General features: G+C 55.8%; 15 protein-coding genes. 6 read left to right on the top strand and 9 right to left on the bottom strand.

Annotated features, from left to right (window positions below; translation table 11 throughout):
- Positions 1 to 135 precede the first annotated feature (135 nt).
- Positions 136 to 2,388, top strand: coding sequence for a catalase/peroxidase HPI (katG, locus tag GGR27_RS10490; protein WP_168037401.1), 2,253 nt, complete (start codon positions 136 to 138; stop codon positions 2,386 to 2,388).
- A gap of 199 nt (positions 2,389 to 2,587) precedes the next feature.
- On the opposite strand, the gene GGR27_RS10485 is transcribed toward katG, so the two are convergent.
- Both GGR27_RS10485 and GGR27_RS10480 read right to left on the bottom strand, forming a co-directional pair.
- A complete protein-coding gene (locus GGR27_RS10485; protein WP_168037400.1) occupies positions 2,588 to 3,190 on the bottom strand; it encodes a CIA30 family protein in 603 nt (200 codons plus the stop codon).
- Positions 3,191 to 3,387: 197 nt separating this feature from the next.
- Positions 3,388 to 3,597 carry a hypothetical protein gene (locus GGR27_RS10480; protein WP_168037399.1) on the bottom strand — a complete coding sequence of 70 codons (210 nt, stop codon included), beginning with the start codon at positions 3,595 to 3,597 and terminating at the stop codon, positions 3,388 to 3,390.
- Between the two features lie 522 nt (positions 3,598 to 4,119).
- Here GGR27_RS10480 and GGR27_RS10475 point away from each other — a divergent pair.
- On the top strand, positions 4,120 to 5,379 hold the full coding sequence (locus GGR27_RS10475) for an MFS transporter (RefSeq protein ID WP_168037398.1): 1,260 nt from the start codon (positions 4,120 to 4,122) through the stop codon (positions 5,377 to 5,379).
- A gap of 233 nt (positions 5,380 to 5,612) precedes the next feature.
- On the opposite strand, the gene tsf is transcribed toward GGR27_RS10475, so the two are convergent.
- The 4 genes from tsf to rplM form a co-directional block, all read right to left on the bottom strand.
- A complete protein-coding gene (tsf, locus tag GGR27_RS10470; protein WP_168037397.1) occupies positions 5,613 to 6,443 on the bottom strand; it encodes a translation elongation factor Ts in 831 nt (276 codons plus the stop codon).
- A 244-nt stretch (positions 6,444 to 6,687) separates the two neighbouring features.
- Entirely contained in the window at positions 6,688 to 7,428 is a 741-nt protein-coding gene (gene rpsB, locus GGR27_RS10465) for a 30S ribosomal protein S2 (protein ID WP_168037396.1), read from the bottom strand.
- Positions 7,429 to 7,575: 147 nt separating this feature from the next.
- On the bottom strand, positions 7,576 to 7,965 hold the full coding sequence (gene rpsI / locus GGR27_RS10460) for a 30S ribosomal protein S9 (RefSeq protein WP_168037395.1): 390 nt from the start codon (positions 7,963 to 7,965) through the stop codon (positions 7,576 to 7,578).
- A 142-nt stretch (positions 7,966 to 8,107) separates the two neighbouring features.
- Positions 8,108 to 8,548, bottom strand: coding sequence for a 50S ribosomal protein L13 (gene rplM / locus GGR27_RS10455; protein ID WP_168037394.1), 441 nt, complete (start codon positions 8,546 to 8,548; stop codon positions 8,108 to 8,110).
- A gap of 314 nt (positions 8,549 to 8,862) precedes the next feature.
- Between rplM and GGR27_RS10450 the strand changes: the two genes are divergently transcribed.
- Positions 8,863 to 9,351: a hypothetical protein gene (locus tag GGR27_RS10450; RefSeq protein WP_168037393.1), complete on the top strand. Its 489-nt coding sequence runs from the start codon at positions 8,863 to 8,865 to the stop codon at positions 9,349 to 9,351.
- Between the two features lie 77 nt (positions 9,352 to 9,428).
- Positions 9,429 to 10,013, top strand: coding sequence for an NAD(P)H-dependent oxidoreductase (locus tag GGR27_RS10445; protein WP_168037392.1), 585 nt, complete (start codon positions 9,429 to 9,431; stop codon positions 10,011 to 10,013).
- Positions 10,014 to 10,118: 105 nt separating this feature from the next.
- Here the strand turns inward: GGR27_RS10445 and GGR27_RS10440 are convergent, their stop codons facing one another.
- Both GGR27_RS10440 and GGR27_RS10435 read right to left on the bottom strand, forming a co-directional pair.
- Positions 10,119 to 11,324 carry a sensor histidine kinase gene (locus tag GGR27_RS10440; RefSeq protein WP_168037391.1) on the bottom strand — a complete coding sequence of 402 codons (1,206 nt, stop codon included), beginning with the start codon at positions 11,322 to 11,324 and terminating at the stop codon, positions 10,119 to 10,121.
- Positions 11,325 to 11,444: 120 nt separating this feature from the next.
- Positions 11,445 to 11,984, bottom strand: a complete 540-nt coding sequence (locus GGR27_RS10435) for an alkylphosphonate utilization protein (protein ID WP_168037390.1) — start codon at positions 11,982 to 11,984, stop codon at positions 11,445 to 11,447.
- A gap of 74 nt (positions 11,985 to 12,058) precedes the next feature.
- Here GGR27_RS10435 and GGR27_RS10430 point away from each other — a divergent pair, with 74 nt between their 5' ends.
- Complete coding sequence (locus tag GGR27_RS10430) at positions 12,059 to 13,255, top strand: Nramp family divalent metal transporter (RefSeq protein ID WP_168037389.1); 1,197 nt, start codon at positions 12,059 to 12,061, stop codon at positions 13,253 to 13,255.
- A 30-nt stretch (positions 13,256 to 13,285) separates the two neighbouring features.
- Here the strand turns inward: GGR27_RS10430 and GGR27_RS10425 are convergent, their stop codons facing one another.
- A complete protein-coding gene (locus GGR27_RS10425; RefSeq protein WP_168037388.1) occupies positions 13,286 to 14,473 on the bottom strand; it encodes a hypothetical protein in 1,188 nt (395 codons plus the stop codon).
- Between the two features lie 848 nt (positions 14,474 to 15,321).
- On the opposite strand from GGR27_RS10425, the gene GGR27_RS10420 reads away from it, so the two are divergent.
- Entirely contained in the window at positions 15,322 to 17,667 is a 2,346-nt protein-coding gene (locus tag GGR27_RS10420; RefSeq protein ID WP_168037387.1) for a fasciclin domain-containing protein, read from the top strand.
- Positions 17,668 to 17,671: the final 4 nt, after the last annotated feature.

The following is a 17,671-nucleotide window of genomic DNA, read 5'->3' as shown; positions in this document are numbered from 1 at the left end:
AGCGGAGCCGCTAAGCACTCAAAGTGCCGCTTACCAACATTTCCCCGTCACAGAAACAACCCGATTACGCCCTCCGCGTTGTCCGTTAATGGAGATGGTACGCCATTCCCCCCAAAGCACAAAAAATAACTACCCATGGAAAATCCCCACGGCGATAAAGGCGCCGAAAACTCCAATGTCTGGAACGTAAATGATTCCACCACCTGCCCTTTCCTGGCCGGTCAACATAACCAAGCCGCCGGCGGCGGTACCACCGTTACCGACTGGTGGCCCAACATGCTCAAAGTGAGCCTGCTCCGCCAGCACGGTATCGAATCCAACCCCATGGGGGAGGAGTTCGACTACGCCGAAGCATTCAAGACCCTCGATTTTGCAGCCGTCAAAAAAGACCTGACGGACCTCATGACCGACAGCCAGGACTGGTGGCCCGCCGACTACGGCCACTACGGCCCCTTTTTCATCCGGATGGCCTGGCACGCAGCCGGTACTTACCGAATCGCGGACGGCCGCGGTGGCGCCGGCTCCGGTGACCAACGCTTCGCTCCCCTCAACAGCTGGCCCGATAACGCCAATCTCGACAAAGCCCGCCTCCTTCTCTGGCCCATCAAGCAGAAGTATGGCAAGAACCTGAGCTGGGCCGACCTCCTCGTCCTGACCGGTAACGTAGCCCTCGAATCCATGGGCTTCCCCACTTTCGGCTTCGGCGGTGGCCGCGCGGACATCTGGGAACCACAAAAAGATGTGTACTGGGGCAGCGAGACCGAATGGCTCGGCAACGAAGAACGCTACGCCGAAGGCACCCTCGAACAGCCCCTCGGCGCGAGTCACATGGGCCTGATTTACGTCAACCCCGAAGGCCCCAACGGCAATCCCGACCCAGAAGCTTCCGCACACAACATCCGCGAAACTTTCGGCCGGATGGCCATGAACGACTACGAAACCGTCGCCCTCATCGCCGGTGGTCACACCTTCGGTAAAACGCACGGCGCAGCTGAAGCCGGCAAGTACGTAGCCGAAGAGCCCGCAGGAGCAGGCATGAACGAAATGAGCCAGGGTTGGATGAACTCTTTCGAGAGCGGCAAAGGTGAGCACACCATTACCTCCGGCCTCGAAGGCGCGTGGACGACCAAGCCCGCCCAGTGGACGCACGACTACTTCACCCACTTGTTCAAATTCGAATGGGAGAAGTACAAATCACCGGGTGGTGCGTGGCAGTGGCGCCCAGTCGATAACGGCGGTGCGGGAACAGTCCCCGACGCCCACGTCGAAGGCAAAACCCACCAACCTTTCATGCTCACGACGGACATGGCCATGCGCGTGGACCCCGAGTACAACAAGATCTCCAAGCACTTCCTGGATAACCCTGAAGCGTTCCAGGACGCCTTCGCCCGCGCCTGGTTCAAGTTGACGCACCGCGATATGGGACCCAAAGAACGCTATCTCGGCCCCGAAGTACCCGGTGAAGATCTCGTCTGGCAGGACCCCGTCCCCGCCGTCGATCACGAACTGATCAACGACGCCGACGCAACCGAACTGAAGCGCCGTATCCTCGCCTCCGGCCTGCAGAACTCAACATTTATCTCCGCCGCCTGGGCCGCCGCTTCCTCTTTCCGGGGTACGGACAAACGTGGTGGTGCCAACGGTGCCCGCGTGCGTCTTTTCCCGCAGAAGAACTGGGAAGTCAACAACCCGAGCCAGTTGGCGAAGGTGGTTAGTACGCTCGAAGGTGTACAGAAGGAATTCAACGACGGACAGTCCGGTGGTAAGCAAGTTAGCCTGGCCGACCTGATCGTCCTGGCCGGTGCCGCCGGTATTGAAGCTTCCGCTAAGGAAGGCAATCTTGACGTCACCGTTCCCTTCACCCCCGGCCGCACCGACGCGACCCAGGAGATGACGGACGTAGATAGCTTTAACGCCATGGAGCCCGTCGCCGATGGTTTCCGGAATTACTTCGGTGTCCAGAATCACCGCGCTAAGGCGGAAGAATTACTGATCGACAAAGCTTGTCTGCTGGAATTGACGGCACCCGAAATGACCGCCCTCATCGGTGGTATGCGCGTGCTCGATACGAACTACGACGGTTCCAAGCACGGCGTTTTCACGGAAAACCCCGGTACGCTAAGCACTGACTTTTTCGTCAACGTCCTCGACTTGGGCACGAAATGGTCCGCTACGGATAACACCGAGAAGACCTTTGAAGGTCAGGACCGCCGCACGGGCGAAGTCAAGTGGACCGGTACCCGCGCCGATCTCGTTTTCGGCTCTAACTCCGAGCTCCGCGCTATCGCGGAAGTTTACGCTTGCAACGACGGTAAGGAAAAATTCGTCAGCCACTTCGTACAAGCCTGGAACAAGGTGATGATGGCGGATCGGTTTGAGCTTGCTTAATCGGTAGGACAAGTACCTAGAAATTACGGCCCGAACGCTCTTGCGAGTGTTCGGGCCGTTTTTCGTTTGGGCGCGGTCGTGGATGAAAAGTAAAGTGACTGAGAAGCAGTATCTGTGGGGCGAACCCCTGCTCTTTTAGTGTATTTTATTGCACCCGCGACCGCGCGAAAGATTTCCCCTAATTTAGGAAGCCAAGCGCTTACATCGCCGAGATATTCATCAGCAGCAACTCAAACGTTTCCGCCTTCTTGTTACCGATCAAAATCTGAATCTCCCGGATATCTTCCCCGGCGTAATTAGGTACGTCGACCGATTCACCGTGGAAAGTCGCTTTCATAGCGTCGAACGGAATGAGCACTGTTTCCCACTTATCACCCTTCGTCTGGAAAGTGTAGTTATAAGCGTGACGGCCGTTGGGGGTACGAACCCGGAAGTTGTAATCTTTACCATCACCGTTGACCTGCACGGAAAAGGCTGATTTTCCTTTCACCACAAACGGGTTATCGTTGGTAGTGTGCTGTACGGAGCAAAAACCACCGTTGTTCTCCAGGGACACTTTCCCGAAGAATCGACCGTTGCCGTCGTCCGTCATGACGAATTTGCTATCGGAGCGCCCGCCCATGACGACGTCATCCTGAACGCGCCACTTGCCACGGCCCTGCTCGGGGAAGTCATAGATGGTTTGGAGGGCCGAGGTGTCTTTGGTGCCGTTAGCGTCCCCGGGCGTGGGGTCGTTCTTAGGGTCGGTGGGGTTTTGCACGATGCAGCTACTTAAAAAGATAAAGAGTACGAATATTCGCATGCTGCTATAACCGGATTTTTCTGGTTCCGTTCAGAGCCGCCGTGGTGGCCACTGGTAGCGAACGTCTGAGATGTCGGAATACCGTTCGGGTAAAATAACGGCGTAGGCTAGCCGTCGATCCAGTCCATTATTAGCCCTTCACGGAAAAGGGCCACCCGCTTCCGCGAATGGCCCTTAAAAAATTTATCACCTTTATGTTAAAGACTAATCAGTGCGATTAGAAAACTAATCAGGACGGTTCCGCCCATAAAGGCAGTAACTAAGTCTGACTTCTGCGCCGCGGGCAGGGTGCTCCGGTGGGCGGCGTTCTTCAGTCCGGCACGATTAGCTGAACCCGCAGTGAGGCGGCGTTCAGCGGGGGTCAGACGGTGACTGAAGTTAGGGGAAATCGTTTGTGAAGTATACATGTTGTTGTTGTTTAAAATTGATAGAATACTAAAGCGGACGTTAATTCGAGAGGCGTCCGTTTCGGGCTGCAAAGGTCGGGGTATTCTGGGTCCCGGGCAAGGTGTCGCGCAACATCGTTTCGTTGAAATGGCGTACTAGAGTGGCAAACAGAATTAAAATTTGCACTATTTAGGAATTGCGGCTGCCCCCTGCGGGTACACCTTACTTCTTGGAAGATAATATTTGAAAAGATTGTGTTAATTATTATAACTGAAAGCAGGCAGTGTTCAGCATGAATCTGTTCGGACCCATAAGTGAAAGTTGGTCGCCCGGAGCACAGTCAAATCTCCGTTTCCTGAACCAAAACCGGAGCTACTGAGCCATTACACAACCGGGCTTGATGAGAAATCGTAACGGGCCACCGAATCGGACTGATTGCGAAGTACTATTCGTCCTCTGAATACGGAACTAACCTGTACCGTAGCTTCCCCGCGCGACTAACCGGCGTCCCCTAGTTACCTTTCCGGCGAATCCCGTAGTTCATGCCCACCAACCGACCGCCCTGGTATTACCTATTGCTGCTAATCCTGGCCGGCGAGTCCGTTTTCATTCTTCCATTCGTCCTCCCCCGCGTTTTTCGCCCAACGGTGCTGGATGTATTTGGCCTCGACAATACCCAACTCGGCCTGTGCTTCTCCGCCTACGGCGTTGTTGCCCTGGTTTCCTATCTCTTCGGCGGGCCACTGGCGGACCGCTTTCCACCCCGCAAATTAATGGCGGTTGCCCTCTGGCTGACAGCAATTGGCGGCGTTGCCATGAGCACTTTCCCGACTTACGGAGAGCTACGGTGGCTGTACGGATACTGGGGGTTCACGACCATCTTTCTGTTCTGGGCGGCCATGATCAAGGCGACCCGCGTTTGGGGCGGCGGCGATTCACAGGGTAAGGCTTTCGGGTTTCTGGACGGCGGGCGGGGTTTGGTCGGGGCGCTGTTCGGGGCAGCGGGGGTGCTCGTCTTTTCTCAGTTCCTGGCGGAAACTGCCCTGACGGGTTCCGCAGCGAGTGGTGGTTTTCGCGTCGTGGTCCTGGCTGCCAGTGCCGTAGTGGCGTTGGTTGGCGTGCTGGTCTGGCTATTTTTACGGGCCGACCGGTCGCTAGAGGAAGAAATTCTACTCGATCGAATTACCGTCGCCCAGATCGGTACGGTGCTCCGCCTCCCTTCGGTGCTGCTACTGATGGTCATCATCCTGTGCGCCTACACCGGTTACAAGGTGACGGACGTGTTTTCGCTCTACGCGCGCGACGTACTCGGTTACGATGAGGTAGCTTCCGCAAAGGTGGGAACTGCACTACTATTTATCCGCCCCGTCGTGGGCGTTGTAATTGGTATTCTGGCGGATCGGAGCCGGACGACGTTGTGGCTTTTTGTCGGGTTCGTGCTGTCCGCACTGGGTGCGTTATTTTTTGCTGCGGGCTTCGTCGCCACCGCCCCTACCCTGTTCGTATTTGCTACTTTGACGGTCGCCGTGGGGGTGTATTCTTTGCGCTGCCTGTATTTCGCGGTGATGGATTTAGGTCAGATCCCGCTGGCGCTTACGGGGACGGCCGTCGGGCTCATCTCGCTGATCGGTTACACGCCGGACATCTTTGCCGGTCCGCTGATGGGCTACTTTCTGGATAGCTCGCCCGGCCTGGCTGGTCAGCAACGGGTATTCTGGATGGTCGTCGTATTTTCTACCGTGGGTGGCCTAGCCGCCTGGTGGTACCACGTGCTGTACGGGGATAAAGGGGCGCCCCGATAGCTATCTGGGCGGGTACAAGGTTAATTGATTGGAGCGGCGCAGCCGCCCGGCAAGTACATTCCCGCGGAATTACCCGGCACCCGCGACCGCGCCCTATTTCTTGTGCTAAAAGAAACAAGCCTTAAGACTAGTTGGCACACTTGAGAATAAAAAACAGAACATCACTCTAACGTAAAAAGCCCCCGCTACCTTCAGGGGCAGCGGGGGCTCAGTAACGTAAATCGTACGAAAGCTTACACCAAAGTAATGTGCTTGAAGCCGGTGGCCGCAAGTCCTTTCTCGGTGTCGTTCAGGTACTGCTTGATCGTCTTTTTGTTGTCCTTCACGAACTGCTGGTTGACCAGCGTCTGCTCCTTGAAGAACTTATTCAAACGACCCATGGCGATCTTTTCGAGCATGGCTTCGGGCTTGCCTTCCTGGCGAGCGAGTTCCTTGGCGATGTCTACTTCTTTGTCCTGCGTTGCCTGATCGATGTCACCTTTATCAAGTGCAATCGGCTTCATGGCAGCAACCTGCATGGCTACGCTACGGCCAGCATCGTAAGCGTCATCGGATGACTTACTCAAGCCAACCAGGACACCGGCGCGGTTACCGCTGTGAATGTATTCTGCAACCAAGGGAGCGCTCATTTGCTCGTAAGCCGTCACGTTGATCTTCTCGTTGATCTTACCGACCATCTCCGTCACTTTATCCTGGATGGTGTGGCTGCCTTCCATGGGTAGCGCCAAAAGAGCGGCCAGGTCGGCGGGCTTATTCTGGAGTGTGATGTCCGCGATTTTGTTAGCGAAGCTTACAAAATCGTCATTCTTCGACACGAAGTCCGTTTCGGAACTCAGGCGAATGATAACGCCGTAGGTCTTGTCGTCGCTGATTTTAGCGATGACGGCACCTTCGTTGGCGTCGCGGTCACCACGCTTAGCGGCTACTTTTTCACCGCGTTTGCGGAGGAGCTCGATGGCTTTGTCGTAATCACCGTCGGCTTCCGCCAGGGCTTTCTTACAGTCCATCATTCCGGAACCGGTCATGTCCCGTAGTTTCTTTACGTCTTGGGCGGAAATTGCCATTTGTCTTTTATTTTTTAGTTGGGAAAGGGGGGGAAGAGAGGAAAGAAGTTGGAGTAAAGAATAAGGACGTTGGAGTCGTTCGCTTCGCTCACTCATCCAGACGACTTTACGCTCTGTTTACTTACCTTGGATAGCAAGACACTTGGCGGCGTGTACCTATCCAATGCAAGATCGCCAAAGGCGAGTGAGTGGTAAGCCGGGCCGGAGCCGTCCTTATTCTTTCCTCTTTATTCTATACTCAGTCTTAAGCAGCAGCAGCTTCTTCACCACTACTAGCCTTCTGCTCCTTCTCCTGGTTGCCTTCGGCCAGACCTTGCTTGATGCACTCGGTCAGGTAGTCGATGACGACCTTGATGGACTTAGAAGCATCGTCGTTTCCTGGGATCGGGTAGTCGACGCTGGTTGGGTCGGCATTCGTATCAACGATACCGAACGTACGCATACCGAGCTTCTTAGCTTCGGCCACGGCGAGATGCTCGTGCACGATGTCCACTACGAAAATGGCGTTGGGGATACGGCTCATGTCCGCGATACCGCCGAGTACCTTGTTCATCTTGGCGTGGGCGCGGGTTGTGTCGAGGCGCTCCTTCTTGGTTACGCTGTCGAGGGTACCGTCACCGAGCATCCGTTCGAAGTTCTGCATCTTGCGGATGGAACGGCGGATGGTGTTAAAGTTGGTGAGCATACCACCCTGCCACCGGTCGGTGACGTAGGGCATGTTCACTTCCTGGGCGGCGGCGGTGACGATGTCACGGGCCTGCTTCTTGGTGGCGACGAAGAGGATCTTCTTGCCCGCCTTGGCGATCTGACGCATGGCGTTACCGGCGCGGTCGAGGCCCTGGAGCGTTGCGTTCAGGTCAATGATGTGAATACCGTTCTTCTCGCCAAAAATGTAGTTCGACATTTTTGGGTTCCACTTGCGGCGGAGGTGGCCGAAGTGCACGCCGGCTTCGAGGAGCTCGGCTGGTGTTGGCTTAGTTGCCATGGTTTTTTATTGTTAGCCCCGGTTGACCTGGGTCGGTGGGGTAGTTTTGTAATTGAAAGGAAGAAGTAGAATGGTCTAAGGTCTTTGGTCTGTAGTCTTTGGTACTTGTTACTGAAGACCATCGCCCCATGACCACAGACCCAAAACTTATCGCTTAGAGAACTGGAAGCTCTTACGGGCCTTGGGCTTACCGTACTTCTTACGTTCCACCACGCGGGCGTCACGGGTGAGCATTTTCTGCGACTTAAGCGGTCCGCGGAAATCTTCGTTCAGTTTGACGAGGGCGCGGGAGATGCCTAAGCGAATCGCTTCGGTTTGTCCCTTGATGCCGCCGCCGGAAACGTTGACTTTGATGTCGTAGATACCGTTGTCCACGTCGATGATCGTGAAGGGCTGGGTGATGCTGGGTTGGAGGTGCGTCTGGGGGATGTACTCTTTGTAATCCTTACCGTTGACGATAATGTTGCCGGTGCCCTGGGTCAGGTACACGCGGGCAACGGATGCTTTACGTCGCCCGAGGGCGTTGATCATTTCCATTTATGCTGGATTGAAGCGTCCTATTAGTATATAAGGTCGCTGATTTTTAAATTGGCGCGGACGCCCCGACTAAGTGTGAGGACTCGCTACGGCTTCGCGGGTACGGGGTGAGAACTACCTCCTACCGGCCTACCGCCTATAATTACTTAAGCTCAGTGGGCGTCTGCGCAGCGTGCGGGTGGTCCGTTCCGGCGTAAATGTGCAGCTTCTTAATCTGCGCACGTCCGAGCTTGGTTTTGGGAAGCATACCACGGATGGCCATTTCCAGAACGCGCTCCGGCTTGCGGGCCATGATGTCGCGCGGGGTAGTCTTCCGTTGTCCACCGGGGTAGCCCGTGTGGCGGAGATAGACCTTGTCCGTCATTTTCTCCCCCGTAAAACGGACGAGAGCTGAGTTAAGGACGATCACGTGGTCGCCGTTGTCGAAGTGGGGGGTGAAGTCGGGTTTGTGCTTGCCACGGAGGACGGCGGCGATCTTGGAGGCGATGCGGCCCACAATTTCTCCTTCCACGTCAATCACGAGCCACTTGCGCTCTACCGATGCGGCGTTGGCCGACTTCGTCTTGTAGCTTAGTGTATTCACTTTCTTGCTTGATTTTGTTTACGTTATGCTGGGTCCTAACTTGTCTTTGACGGCAAGCGAGGCTTAAGCGGCTGCAAAGGTAAGACGGTCCGTTACTACCTCCAAGCATTTCTTCAGGTATTTTTCACGGAAGAGCTTTGTAACTTACTGAAAAACAGGGTCATTTTCGCGTTGAGCTAAAAATGCGGACCTTCCCGACCGGTTTCTTAGCCTTACGAACCCTACGATTATTCGCCAGTTTATAGACGTGGCAGCCACTTCCGCCGCGGCTGTGCCCCTAACTAGCATTCGTTCCATCTGTAATCACCCCGCTTATGCGTTTTCTACTTCTCTGCACGCTCCTCTGCACCACGTTTTCCGCGGCCGATGCCCAGACCCTCCCCATCTCCTACGAGCAACGATTTTTGCACCCCGTATTCCGCTACGATAATCTGGTAGTTACCGACCAAAATTTTCGCAATGCCATGTTTCAGGATAACGAAGCACTCGACATTCTCAGAGGTAGTGGTGCCATTGAGGTTGCAGCCCTCGCCTTCAGCGTGTTGGGGACGATCTCCATTTTCGAAGGTGTATTTGCGGACGATGACGACGATCGCATCTTCGGTAGTAGCGGTACCGCGATTGGTGCCGGCGTGGGCCTTACGGCGCTCGGGCTTGTCGTGCAGGGCTTCGCCAATCGCAAGCGCATCCGCGCCGTGGACATTTACAACACCAACCTGGGTTACGACGGGTCACTCGGCCGACAACTCGAACTGGACTTCGGCCCCACCACCCACGGTATCGGACTCACCGCAACTTTCTGAGCACTCACCAAACATATTGCCGGTTTCTCACCTTTTAGTGTATGTACATTGATTGTACGGAAACTAAATAATATATCATGGCTAACGTCCTCCTCTGCCTCACCCACCCCAACCCCGACAGCCTCAACGGGGCCGCCGCGAAATCAATTAAAGAAATTGCGGAAAAGAAGGGACACCAAGTAAGGTTCAAAGATCTCTACCGCATGGATTTCGATTCCATCCTCGGCATGAAAGACTTCACGGCTTGGGGCAAGGGCGAAGTGCCCGCCGACGTAAAAGCCGAGCAAAAAGACTTCGACTGGGCCGATAAGCTCGTCTTCCTCTACCCCATCTGGTGGAACGAGCGCCCCGCCAAACTGAAGGGCTATTTCGACCGCGTCCTCACCAAGCCGTGGGCCTGGGACATGAACGAAAAAGGCCTCGTCCAGAACATGACCGGCAAGTCCGCCATGGTCGCCGTCACTTACGGTAGCCCCGACGGTCTGTATGATTTCCTAACGATCGACCAGAATCACATCATGGACAACATGAAAAAAGGTACGCTTCGCTTCTGTGGCGTCGACGTGCAGGAGATTGTCGAGACGTACGGCGTGCTGGCTGAAGAAAGCAAGCCGGATGCGCACCTGACCGCCGTGAAGGAGGCTGCCGAACGCTTCTTTTAAGCGTAGTATTTAAGGCGAAGTATTTCTTTGCTCTTCATCGAAACTACTTGGCACCCGCGACCGCGCAAAACAATCATGCGTGGCCGCGGGTGCCCTGTTTTCACCTTAGGCGACCGGGACTGTGAAGCGAAACAGGCTTCCTTCCACCATTTCACTTTCAACGGATAACTCGCCGCCCATCGCCTTGACGAGCTCACTTACAATGGACAGGCCGACACCGTGGCTTTCTTCCGAATGCCCGTTTTTGGCCGCCGTCGAATAAAAGAGGCTGAAAATGGATTTCCGCAACGGTTCGGGGATGCCCGGGCCGTTATCCCGCACCGTAAATACGTACGCTTTCTCCGTCCGGACGCAGCTAACGGTGATGATCGCACGGTCCTTATCGCAAAACTTGATCGCATTACCGATCAGGTTTTGCAGAATTTGGCGAAGGGCTGTTTCCGGGGCAAACACCCTTTTTACGGGCCCAACGTAGTTGATCTGGTAGGGCGTAAGTTCTTTAAACAACGAACCGAAGCTCGTCAGTAAATCGGCTACCGGAAACTCATTGCGCTCGCTGCCGATCTGGTGCACGGAAGAACTGTAGTGCAGGACGCCCTGCACGAGCCGGTTCGCATCCGCCGCCACCGCGCTCAGCATGTTCAGCACTTCCACACCATCAGCGGGCAGCAGCGTGCGGTACTCGTCCAGGGCGATGTTGACGAGTTGGTTGATGTTGCGCAGGGGCGCTTTTAGGTCGTGGGCGATGACGTGGTTGAAATCAAGCAAGCGCTTACGAAATAACTCCATGTCCACCAGCCGCTCTTCACTTAATTTACGGGCGCGGCGCAGTTCGAATAATTTGATCGTCTGCCGCCCCAAAGCCTTCAGTGCCTTGAGTTGCGCTGACGTGAGTTCCCTGGGGACGGTGTCGATTACGCACAAGCTACCGAGCGCAAACCCTGCATCCGTTACCAGGGGGACGCCTGCGTAAAAGACAATATTCGGGTTGCCCGTCACGAAGTCATTATCCGCAAAGCGCTCGTCCTGATGGGCGTCCGGGACGATCAGCATGTTTTCGGGGTCGAGGATATTGTGGGCGCAGAATGCGTTTCCCCGGGAGGTTTGTTTTACCCCGTCCAGCCCGTGGTTGGCTTTGAACCATTGCCGGTCTTCGTCCACCAAACTGATCAGCGAGATTGGCGTGCCGCAAATTTCCGCGGCGATCGTCGCGAGGTCATCATATTCATCTTCCGGCAGCGTATCCAGTAAGGCATAGTTACGTAGCTCGGCCAGTCGTTCTTTTTCTTGGGTGGGTAGGTCGGCGATCATGGCGGCAAATATAGGGAGGGGCCGGAAACCAACAAACGTATTCTCCGAAAACGTGGCCGTCGGCGATGCCGCGCTACCGGGTGTCCGGATGACATTCGCTCGCCCGTGGAATCGAGGTGGTTACTTCTTCTTGACGTACTCCGTCAAAATTACAATCTGCTGATCCTCTACCCTTCCTTCGATCTGTCCGGCATTATCGGCCACGAGACGGATGTTGCGTACGGCCGTTCCGCGCTTGGCGGTGAAGCCTCCACCCTTCACTTTTAGGTCCTTGATGAGGACAACCGTGTCGCCAACCGAGAGGACGTTGCCATTCGCGCCCAGGTGGACGACGGCATTCTCATCCGGCAACCCGGCTTTGGCCCAGGCGAGCGTTTCTTCCTCCAAGTAGATCATATCCAGTAAATCCTGCGGCCACCCTTCGGCTTTCAACTGGTGCAGCATCCGGTAGCTGACGACTTTGACGGCGTCGTTTTCGCTCCACATCGCGTCGTTGAGGCAGCGCCAGTCGTTGGGGGCTACTTCCGTTTCGCCGGTGAGCTGATCGTGTAGGTTCTGCGTGAGGGTAATTTCTACGGGCGCGCGGCCGGGGGCGTCGGGGCCTACGGCGAAGGTGGTTAGGTTTTCGGTGGCTCCGGAGAGTTGGCAGGTGGTGGTCATGGGGTGAAGGTAATGTTTGGTCTGTGGTCTTTTGGTTCCGTACGATAATCCATCAAACGGTCTATCTTCGGCCCATGCCCAATCTCGGTAAGTATTTCGGTCCGTCAACGCTTGTTGCCGCTGCTTTCATCGGCCCGGGGACATTAACAACTTGCACGCTCGTCGGTGTTCAGACGGGTTATTCACTGCTGTGGGTGATGCTACTGGGAATTCTGGCGACGGTGGCGCTCCAGGAGATGGCCGCGCGGCTCGGCCTCGTGACCGGTAGCGGTTTGGGGGAAGCGCTCAATCGACAGTTCCCGACCGGGCTGGCGCGGTATCTGATCTTTTTCCTGGCGATCGGGGCGATTTTAGTAGGTAATGCCGCTTACGAGGCGGGGAACATTGCGGGGGGCGTTTTGGGGTTAGACGTCCTAATCGGCGGCTCCGCCTGGTGGCCGGTAGTGGTCGGGTTGGCGTGTGTGGGGTTAATCTACTTTGGAAATTACAAATGGGTGGAGCGCGTACTTATTACTCTAGTCCTGGTAATGAGCACTTGCTTTTTGATCACGGTGGTCCTGATTCAGCCAGATTTGAGTGCGGTGCTCAGCGGATTCATTCCGGGTGGTATCACGACGGATAATTTACTGCTGGTGACGGCAGTAATTGGTACGACCGTGGTTCCCTACAATCTTTTTTTACACGCTTCGACGGTCTCGAAAAAATACGCCAGGGACGCGTCACTACGGGATTTACGCATTGAGAACGCCGTCTCCATTTGCCTCGGCGGGATGGTGTCTTTACTAATCATCATCACGGCGGCCGGGGCGGGTGGTTCCGGGCTGGAAGTACGTTCCGCGGTAGACATGGCGGTGCAGCTGGAGCCATTATTCGGCTCGGCGGCGAAATACTTGATGGGAGTTGGTTTACTAGCCGCCGGGATCAGCAGCGCACTGACGGCCCCGCTGGCTGCAGCCTACGCCGCCCGGGGCCTATTCAACTGGCCGGCGGACGACCGCGACTGGCGTTTTCGGACGACGTGGCTCGTAGTGATATTAATCGGTATCGCCGTGGCGGTCACGGACGTGGAGCGGGTGGCGATTATCAAGTTCGCGCAGGTGACGAATGCGTTGTTGTTGCCGTTGGTGGCGGGGTATTTGTTGTGGGTCTGTAATTCGCGGGCGTTGCTGGGCGGGCGGGTGAACTCGGGGTGGGCAAACCTCGTCGGAGGCTTAGTAATTTTGGTGGCGCTGATACTTTCGGTGCGGAGTTTAGTGCTAGTCTTTGGTTAGTAGCGCGGGCGATAGAAAGGAAGACTAGACCTACAGATTCAGCCAATTCCGCCGCCCAGGTGCGTACTCTCGGATGATTGCACGCCGAGCCTGACCGGGCAATTCTTGCATCGCCCGGCGGAGCATTGTCTCGAAGCGCGGTGGAGATTGCCGGAACCCAGAATTGGCAAAGGCCGGTAGCGCCCGTCTGTCTCCAGACCCGGATCGATAAGTATTACTCCAACTCTCCACGCCCCGCAAGTCCTTTTGGTAACGCAGCTCATCGCCGCCGTGCGAAAAAACATTCACGAAACCCAGGGCGCAAACCATCGCTTCTTGCTCGCATTCCGTGACGGTGGCGTAGACGGTTTTGAAGTGTTTGATCTCGATAATCTTTTCTACGTAAGTAGAGTCGTTGACCTTCTCTTTCACCTTTTTACGCTCGATGTGATCCAGCACTTCTTCCTCGTGCTCGGTAGTAGCGCACCTTTCGGTTAATCCGCTTTCTTGGTAGCTGTCGTACACGACTTCTGCTTCCAGGTCGACACGTTCGTCGGTGGGTTGTGTTCGCAGATCCGTCCAGCCGCGAGCAAGGGGTTTCAAGTTTTGGAGGGCCGTCGCCATTTCCCGATCGCCGTCGCCGCGGGGGACGTAGAGCTCGATGCGCAGCGTACCAACGTCGCGGAAATGGCTTCTTTCGGGGATAAACTCTACATCTCGCTCCGGGAGGTATTTTGACACCAGTTGGTGGTCATAGAAAGCAGCGCGGGCGGCTGTTTTATCACCGGTGGCGATGGCGGGGCGGAGGACGTCGATGCTGGTAAGGTAATGTGCACCGGCTCGTTTGCGGGCGTGTTCCCGTTGTTGTTCGAGGGTGGCGGGGGCGAGGGCTGGGTAACGGGTGAATTCGGCCTCGTGCGGAGCGACCGTAAGGAGATTAAGACTACGCTGGTAAAGATCGCCGTAGCGCTGGTGAAGTTGGACGTATTTAAAGGTCCCGGCTTGGCGCTCCAGGGCGCGGGTGATTTCTAGGTCGCGGCCCTGAATTTGCTGGTAGGCGGTGAGGTAGTCTTCCAGTACTCTTGGTTTGAGCGGTCTTCGGCTGCGTCCGGTCCGGCTAGCGCGTTTGTGCGCTACGGCGTAGGCTTGGTCGGATTTTCGCTGGTCGAGGAGTTTCGGGACGGAGGCGCAACTGGTGAGAAGGAGTACTAGCAGGGCTAAAGGGTAGACTTTCTTCATCGGTATCGGTGTTACGTGTTGCCGAATCGCGGCTAGGAGATGAAGGTAGCGGGTCGGTGCGGGTGGTTTTCTTAGCGGCGGGTTAAGGGGTGTTAGGGGGGTATTAAATGTTGGGCGCGGTCGCTGGTGCCGGGTTTTCTTGATAAAGCTCGCTTCCTCCAAACCATCCCGCACGCCCGACAATTATTGGGACCCCGCTCATTTTGGGCTGGGAAATCCTCAGTAATTGTATCTCGCTAACCTTAACCCATCCAAAGCTGGAAGCAAATCAAAAGCAGCAGAACGTACATCTGGATATAGTTCAACCCGTCGCTTCGTTCGGCACCTCTGCCGATTCCCAACGTGCAGTGAAGCGAACTTCGTCAAGGCGAAGATCTGCTGCGAAGCGCTCCACACGATAGTATAAACTACGACCCTACAACTCGACACAAAGGATACGCTCCTGGACATTTTCTCCGGACGCTTGGAGGACCTTAGCAATTTCGCCTTCGGCTTCACGGCACAGGACGCTTCAAGGTCTTCAACTAAGATTTTAGAATCTCGGAGTGTCCTGAAACCAGCGTAGCGAAGGGTTTCGAAGGGTTTCGAATCCTCTGAGCGTCCGATTTGGAAATGTGCGGTAGTGTGCACAAAAGAGATCAATTATTGTGCATTTCACTCAAAACCCAGCAATTCATGAAAGTAATATTATATGGTATTTCAACTGACATAAACCTGGGTTAGCACTGATTTTAACAGTGATTGACCTTAAAGTTTAGAACTTAAAGCTGTGTTTTTGATGACACAATCTGAATCTAAAACCCAATCACGACGGAAATAATCATCCGTCACTTTAAATCAACCCAAACATGCGTTTACTTCAACCACTTTTGTTCGCCCTACTGCTAGCCATTGGCGGCTCACTCAACGCCCAGACGGTCGTCGGGGTGATCGTTAACAGCGAGGTCCACAACACACTCGAAACCGCGGTGATTACCGCCGGCCTCGACGATGACCTGAGCGGAGACGGTCCCTTCACCGTCTTCGCCCCCACTGACGATGCCTTTGCCGCCCTGCCCGCTGGCACGCTGACGGCCCTGCTGGCCGATTCGGCCGGCCTGGCCCAGATTCTGCTGTACCACGTGGTGGGTGATTCCGTTCCTTCCACCGACTTATCCAACGGTCAAGTTGTAGCCACGCTACAGGGTAGCAACGTGGTCGTAACCATTAACGACGACGGTGTATTCATCAACGATGCCCGGGTAACGGTAACGGATATTACCGCTGATAATGGCGTAGTACACGTTATCAATGCCGTCCTTTCCCTGCCGCCGGCCACGGTGGTCGACGTAGTAGTCGATAGCGACATTCACAACACCCTTGAAACCGCCGTGATCACCGCCGGGCTCGCCGATGACCTGAGTGGCGAAGGCCCTTTCACGGTTTTCGCGCCCACCGACGCCGCCTTCGCCGCCCTACCCGATGGTGTACTCACCGGCTTACTCGGTGATTCCTCCGCCCTGGCCGACCTACTGCTGTACCACGTATTGGGTGCTGAAGTTTTCGCCAACCAACTCGTCAACGGAGATCGCTTCACCGCGCTATCCGGTAACCGTGGCCGCATAAACATTACCGACGACGGCGTATTTATCAACGACGCCGAGGTTACCGTGACCGACATCATCGCCGGCAATGGCGTCGTTCACGTTATCGACGCCGTTTTGAGCACGCCACCAGCTACGGTCGTTGAAATCATCGTAGAAAGCGACGTGCACGAAACGCTGGAAACGGCCGTAATCGCCGCCGGACTTGCCGACACCCTGAGTACGGCGGGCCCCTTCACCGTATTTGCTCCGACGGACGACGCCTTTACAAATCTACCCGACGGCGCGCTGGACGACTTGTTAGCGGACCCTACCGGCGCGCTGGCCAACGTCCTGTTGTTCCACGTAGTCAACGCCGATGCCTTCTCCACCGATCTTACCGACGGTATGCGAATCTCTACGTTGCAGGGTGGAACACTGACCATCGACTTTACCGACGACGGCGTGACCGTGAACGGCGTAGCCATCATCATCACGGATATCCTGGCCGATAACGGCGTCGTACACGTCATCGACGCCGTACTGACCCCACCCCCCGCTACGGTAGTCGATATTATTGTGAACAGTGACGTTCACACTACGCTGGAAACGGCCGTAATTACCGCCGGGCTCGCCGACACCCTGAGTAGTGACGGTCCCTTCACCGTGTTCGCGCCCACCGACGATGCTTTCGCCGCCTTACCCGATGGTGCGCTTGCCGACTTATTAGATGACTCTACCGCCCTGGCTGACCTATTGCTGTACCACGTTTTGGGTGCTGAGGTATTTTCGGAGCAACTCGTTAACGGCGATCGCTTTACCGCCCTGTCGGGTAACCGTGGCCGGATTAACATCACCGATGACGGCGTATTCATCAACGACGCCCGGGTGACGGTGACGGACATCGATGCCGCCAATGGCGTCGTCCACGTTATCGATGCCGTTTTGAGCACCCCTCCCGCTACGGTTGTGGACATCATCATTACCAGTGAGGCGCACGACACGCTGGAGGCCGCCATCATTGCCGCCGAACTTGACGACGACCTGAGTGGTACCGGACCTTTCACCGTGTTCGCCCCGACCGATGCCGCCTTCGCGAATCTGGACGACGGCGTACTCGAAGACCTGCTAGCAGACCCCACCGGTACGTTGGCCACCATCTTGTTGTTTCACGTTGCGAATGCCGACGCATTTTCGACTGATCTATCCGATGGACTCACGCTACCGAGCCTGGAGAACGAACTATTGGAGATCAACATCACCGACAGTGGCGTAACGGTGGAGGGTGTAAACATCAGCGTTACGGACATCTTAGCGGACAATGGTGTCGTACACGTCATCGATGCCGTGCTGCTACCGACGTCGGTGTCTGCCCGCGAACCCGCGTTTGCCGCCGAAGTAAGTATTGCCCCCAACCCCGTAGCCAATTTCGTTCGTGTTCAATTACCCGCGCAGATCGTCGGTAACACCGAACTGACCTTGCGAGATATTGCCGGCCGTACGCTGCTGCGTCGCGCCGTGACGTCCGTTACGGAAAACCTGAACCTGGGTGGCTACGCCAATGGTACCTACCTGCTCGAGATACGTGCCGCCGCTGGTACCATCCAGCGACGGATAATGGTGCAGCATTAATTGA

Origin of the sequence: Neolewinella antarctica, assembly GCF_011927835.1 — a bacterium.
GTDB classification, from domain to species: Bacteria; Bacteroidota; Bacteroidia; order Chitinophagales; family Saprospiraceae; genus Neolewinella; species Neolewinella antarctica.
The sequence above is the reverse complement of the archived record's forward strand: the minus strand, read 5'-3'. Positions and strand labels throughout refer to the sequence as shown.

Coding starts and splice junctions, on each gene's coding strand:
- katG (WP_168037401.1), top strand. CDS start 136: ATGGAAAATCCCCACGGCGATAAAGGCGCCGAAAACTCCAATGTCTGG.
- GGR27_RS10485 (WP_168037400.1), bottom strand. CDS start 3,190: ATGCGAATATTCGTACTCTTTATCTTTTTAAGTAGCTGCATCGTGCAA.
- GGR27_RS10480 (WP_168037399.1), bottom strand. CDS start 3,597: ATGTATACTTCACAAACGATTTCCCCTAACTTCAGTCACCGTCTGACC.
- GGR27_RS10475 (WP_168037398.1), top strand. CDS start 4,120: ATGCCCACCAACCGACCGCCCTGGTATTACCTATTGCTGCTAATCCTG.
- tsf (WP_168037397.1), bottom strand. CDS start 6,443: ATGGCAATTTCCGCCCAAGACGTAAAGAAACTACGGGACATGACCGGT.
- rpsB (WP_168037396.1), bottom strand. CDS start 7,428: ATGGCAACTAAGCCAACACCAGCCGAGCTCCTCGAAGCCGGCGTGCAC.
- rpsI (WP_168037395.1), bottom strand. CDS start 7,965: ATGGAAATGATCAACGCCCTCGGGCGACGTAAAGCATCCGTTGCCCGC.
- GGR27_RS10450 (WP_168037393.1), top strand. CDS start 8,863: ATGCGTTTTCTACTTCTCTGCACGCTCCTCTGCACCACGTTTTCCGCG.
- GGR27_RS10445 (WP_168037392.1), top strand. CDS start 9,429: ATGGCTAACGTCCTCCTCTGCCTCACCCACCCCAACCCCGACAGCCTC.
- GGR27_RS10440 (WP_168037391.1), bottom strand. CDS start 11,324: ATGATCGCCGACCTACCCACCCAAGAAAAAGAACGACTGGCCGAGCTA.
- GGR27_RS10435 (WP_168037390.1), bottom strand. CDS start 11,984: ATGACCACCACCTGCCAACTCTCCGGAGCCACCGAAAACCTAACCACC.
- GGR27_RS10430 (WP_168037389.1), top strand. CDS start 12,059: ATGCCCAATCTCGGTAAGTATTTCGGTCCGTCAACGCTTGTTGCCGCT.
- GGR27_RS10425 (WP_168037388.1), bottom strand. CDS start 14,473: ATGAAGAAAGTCTACCCTTTAGCCCTGCTAGTACTCCTTCTCACCAGT.
- GGR27_RS10420 (WP_168037387.1), top strand. CDS start 15,322: ATGCGTTTACTTCAACCACTTTTGTTCGCCCTACTGCTAGCCATTGGC.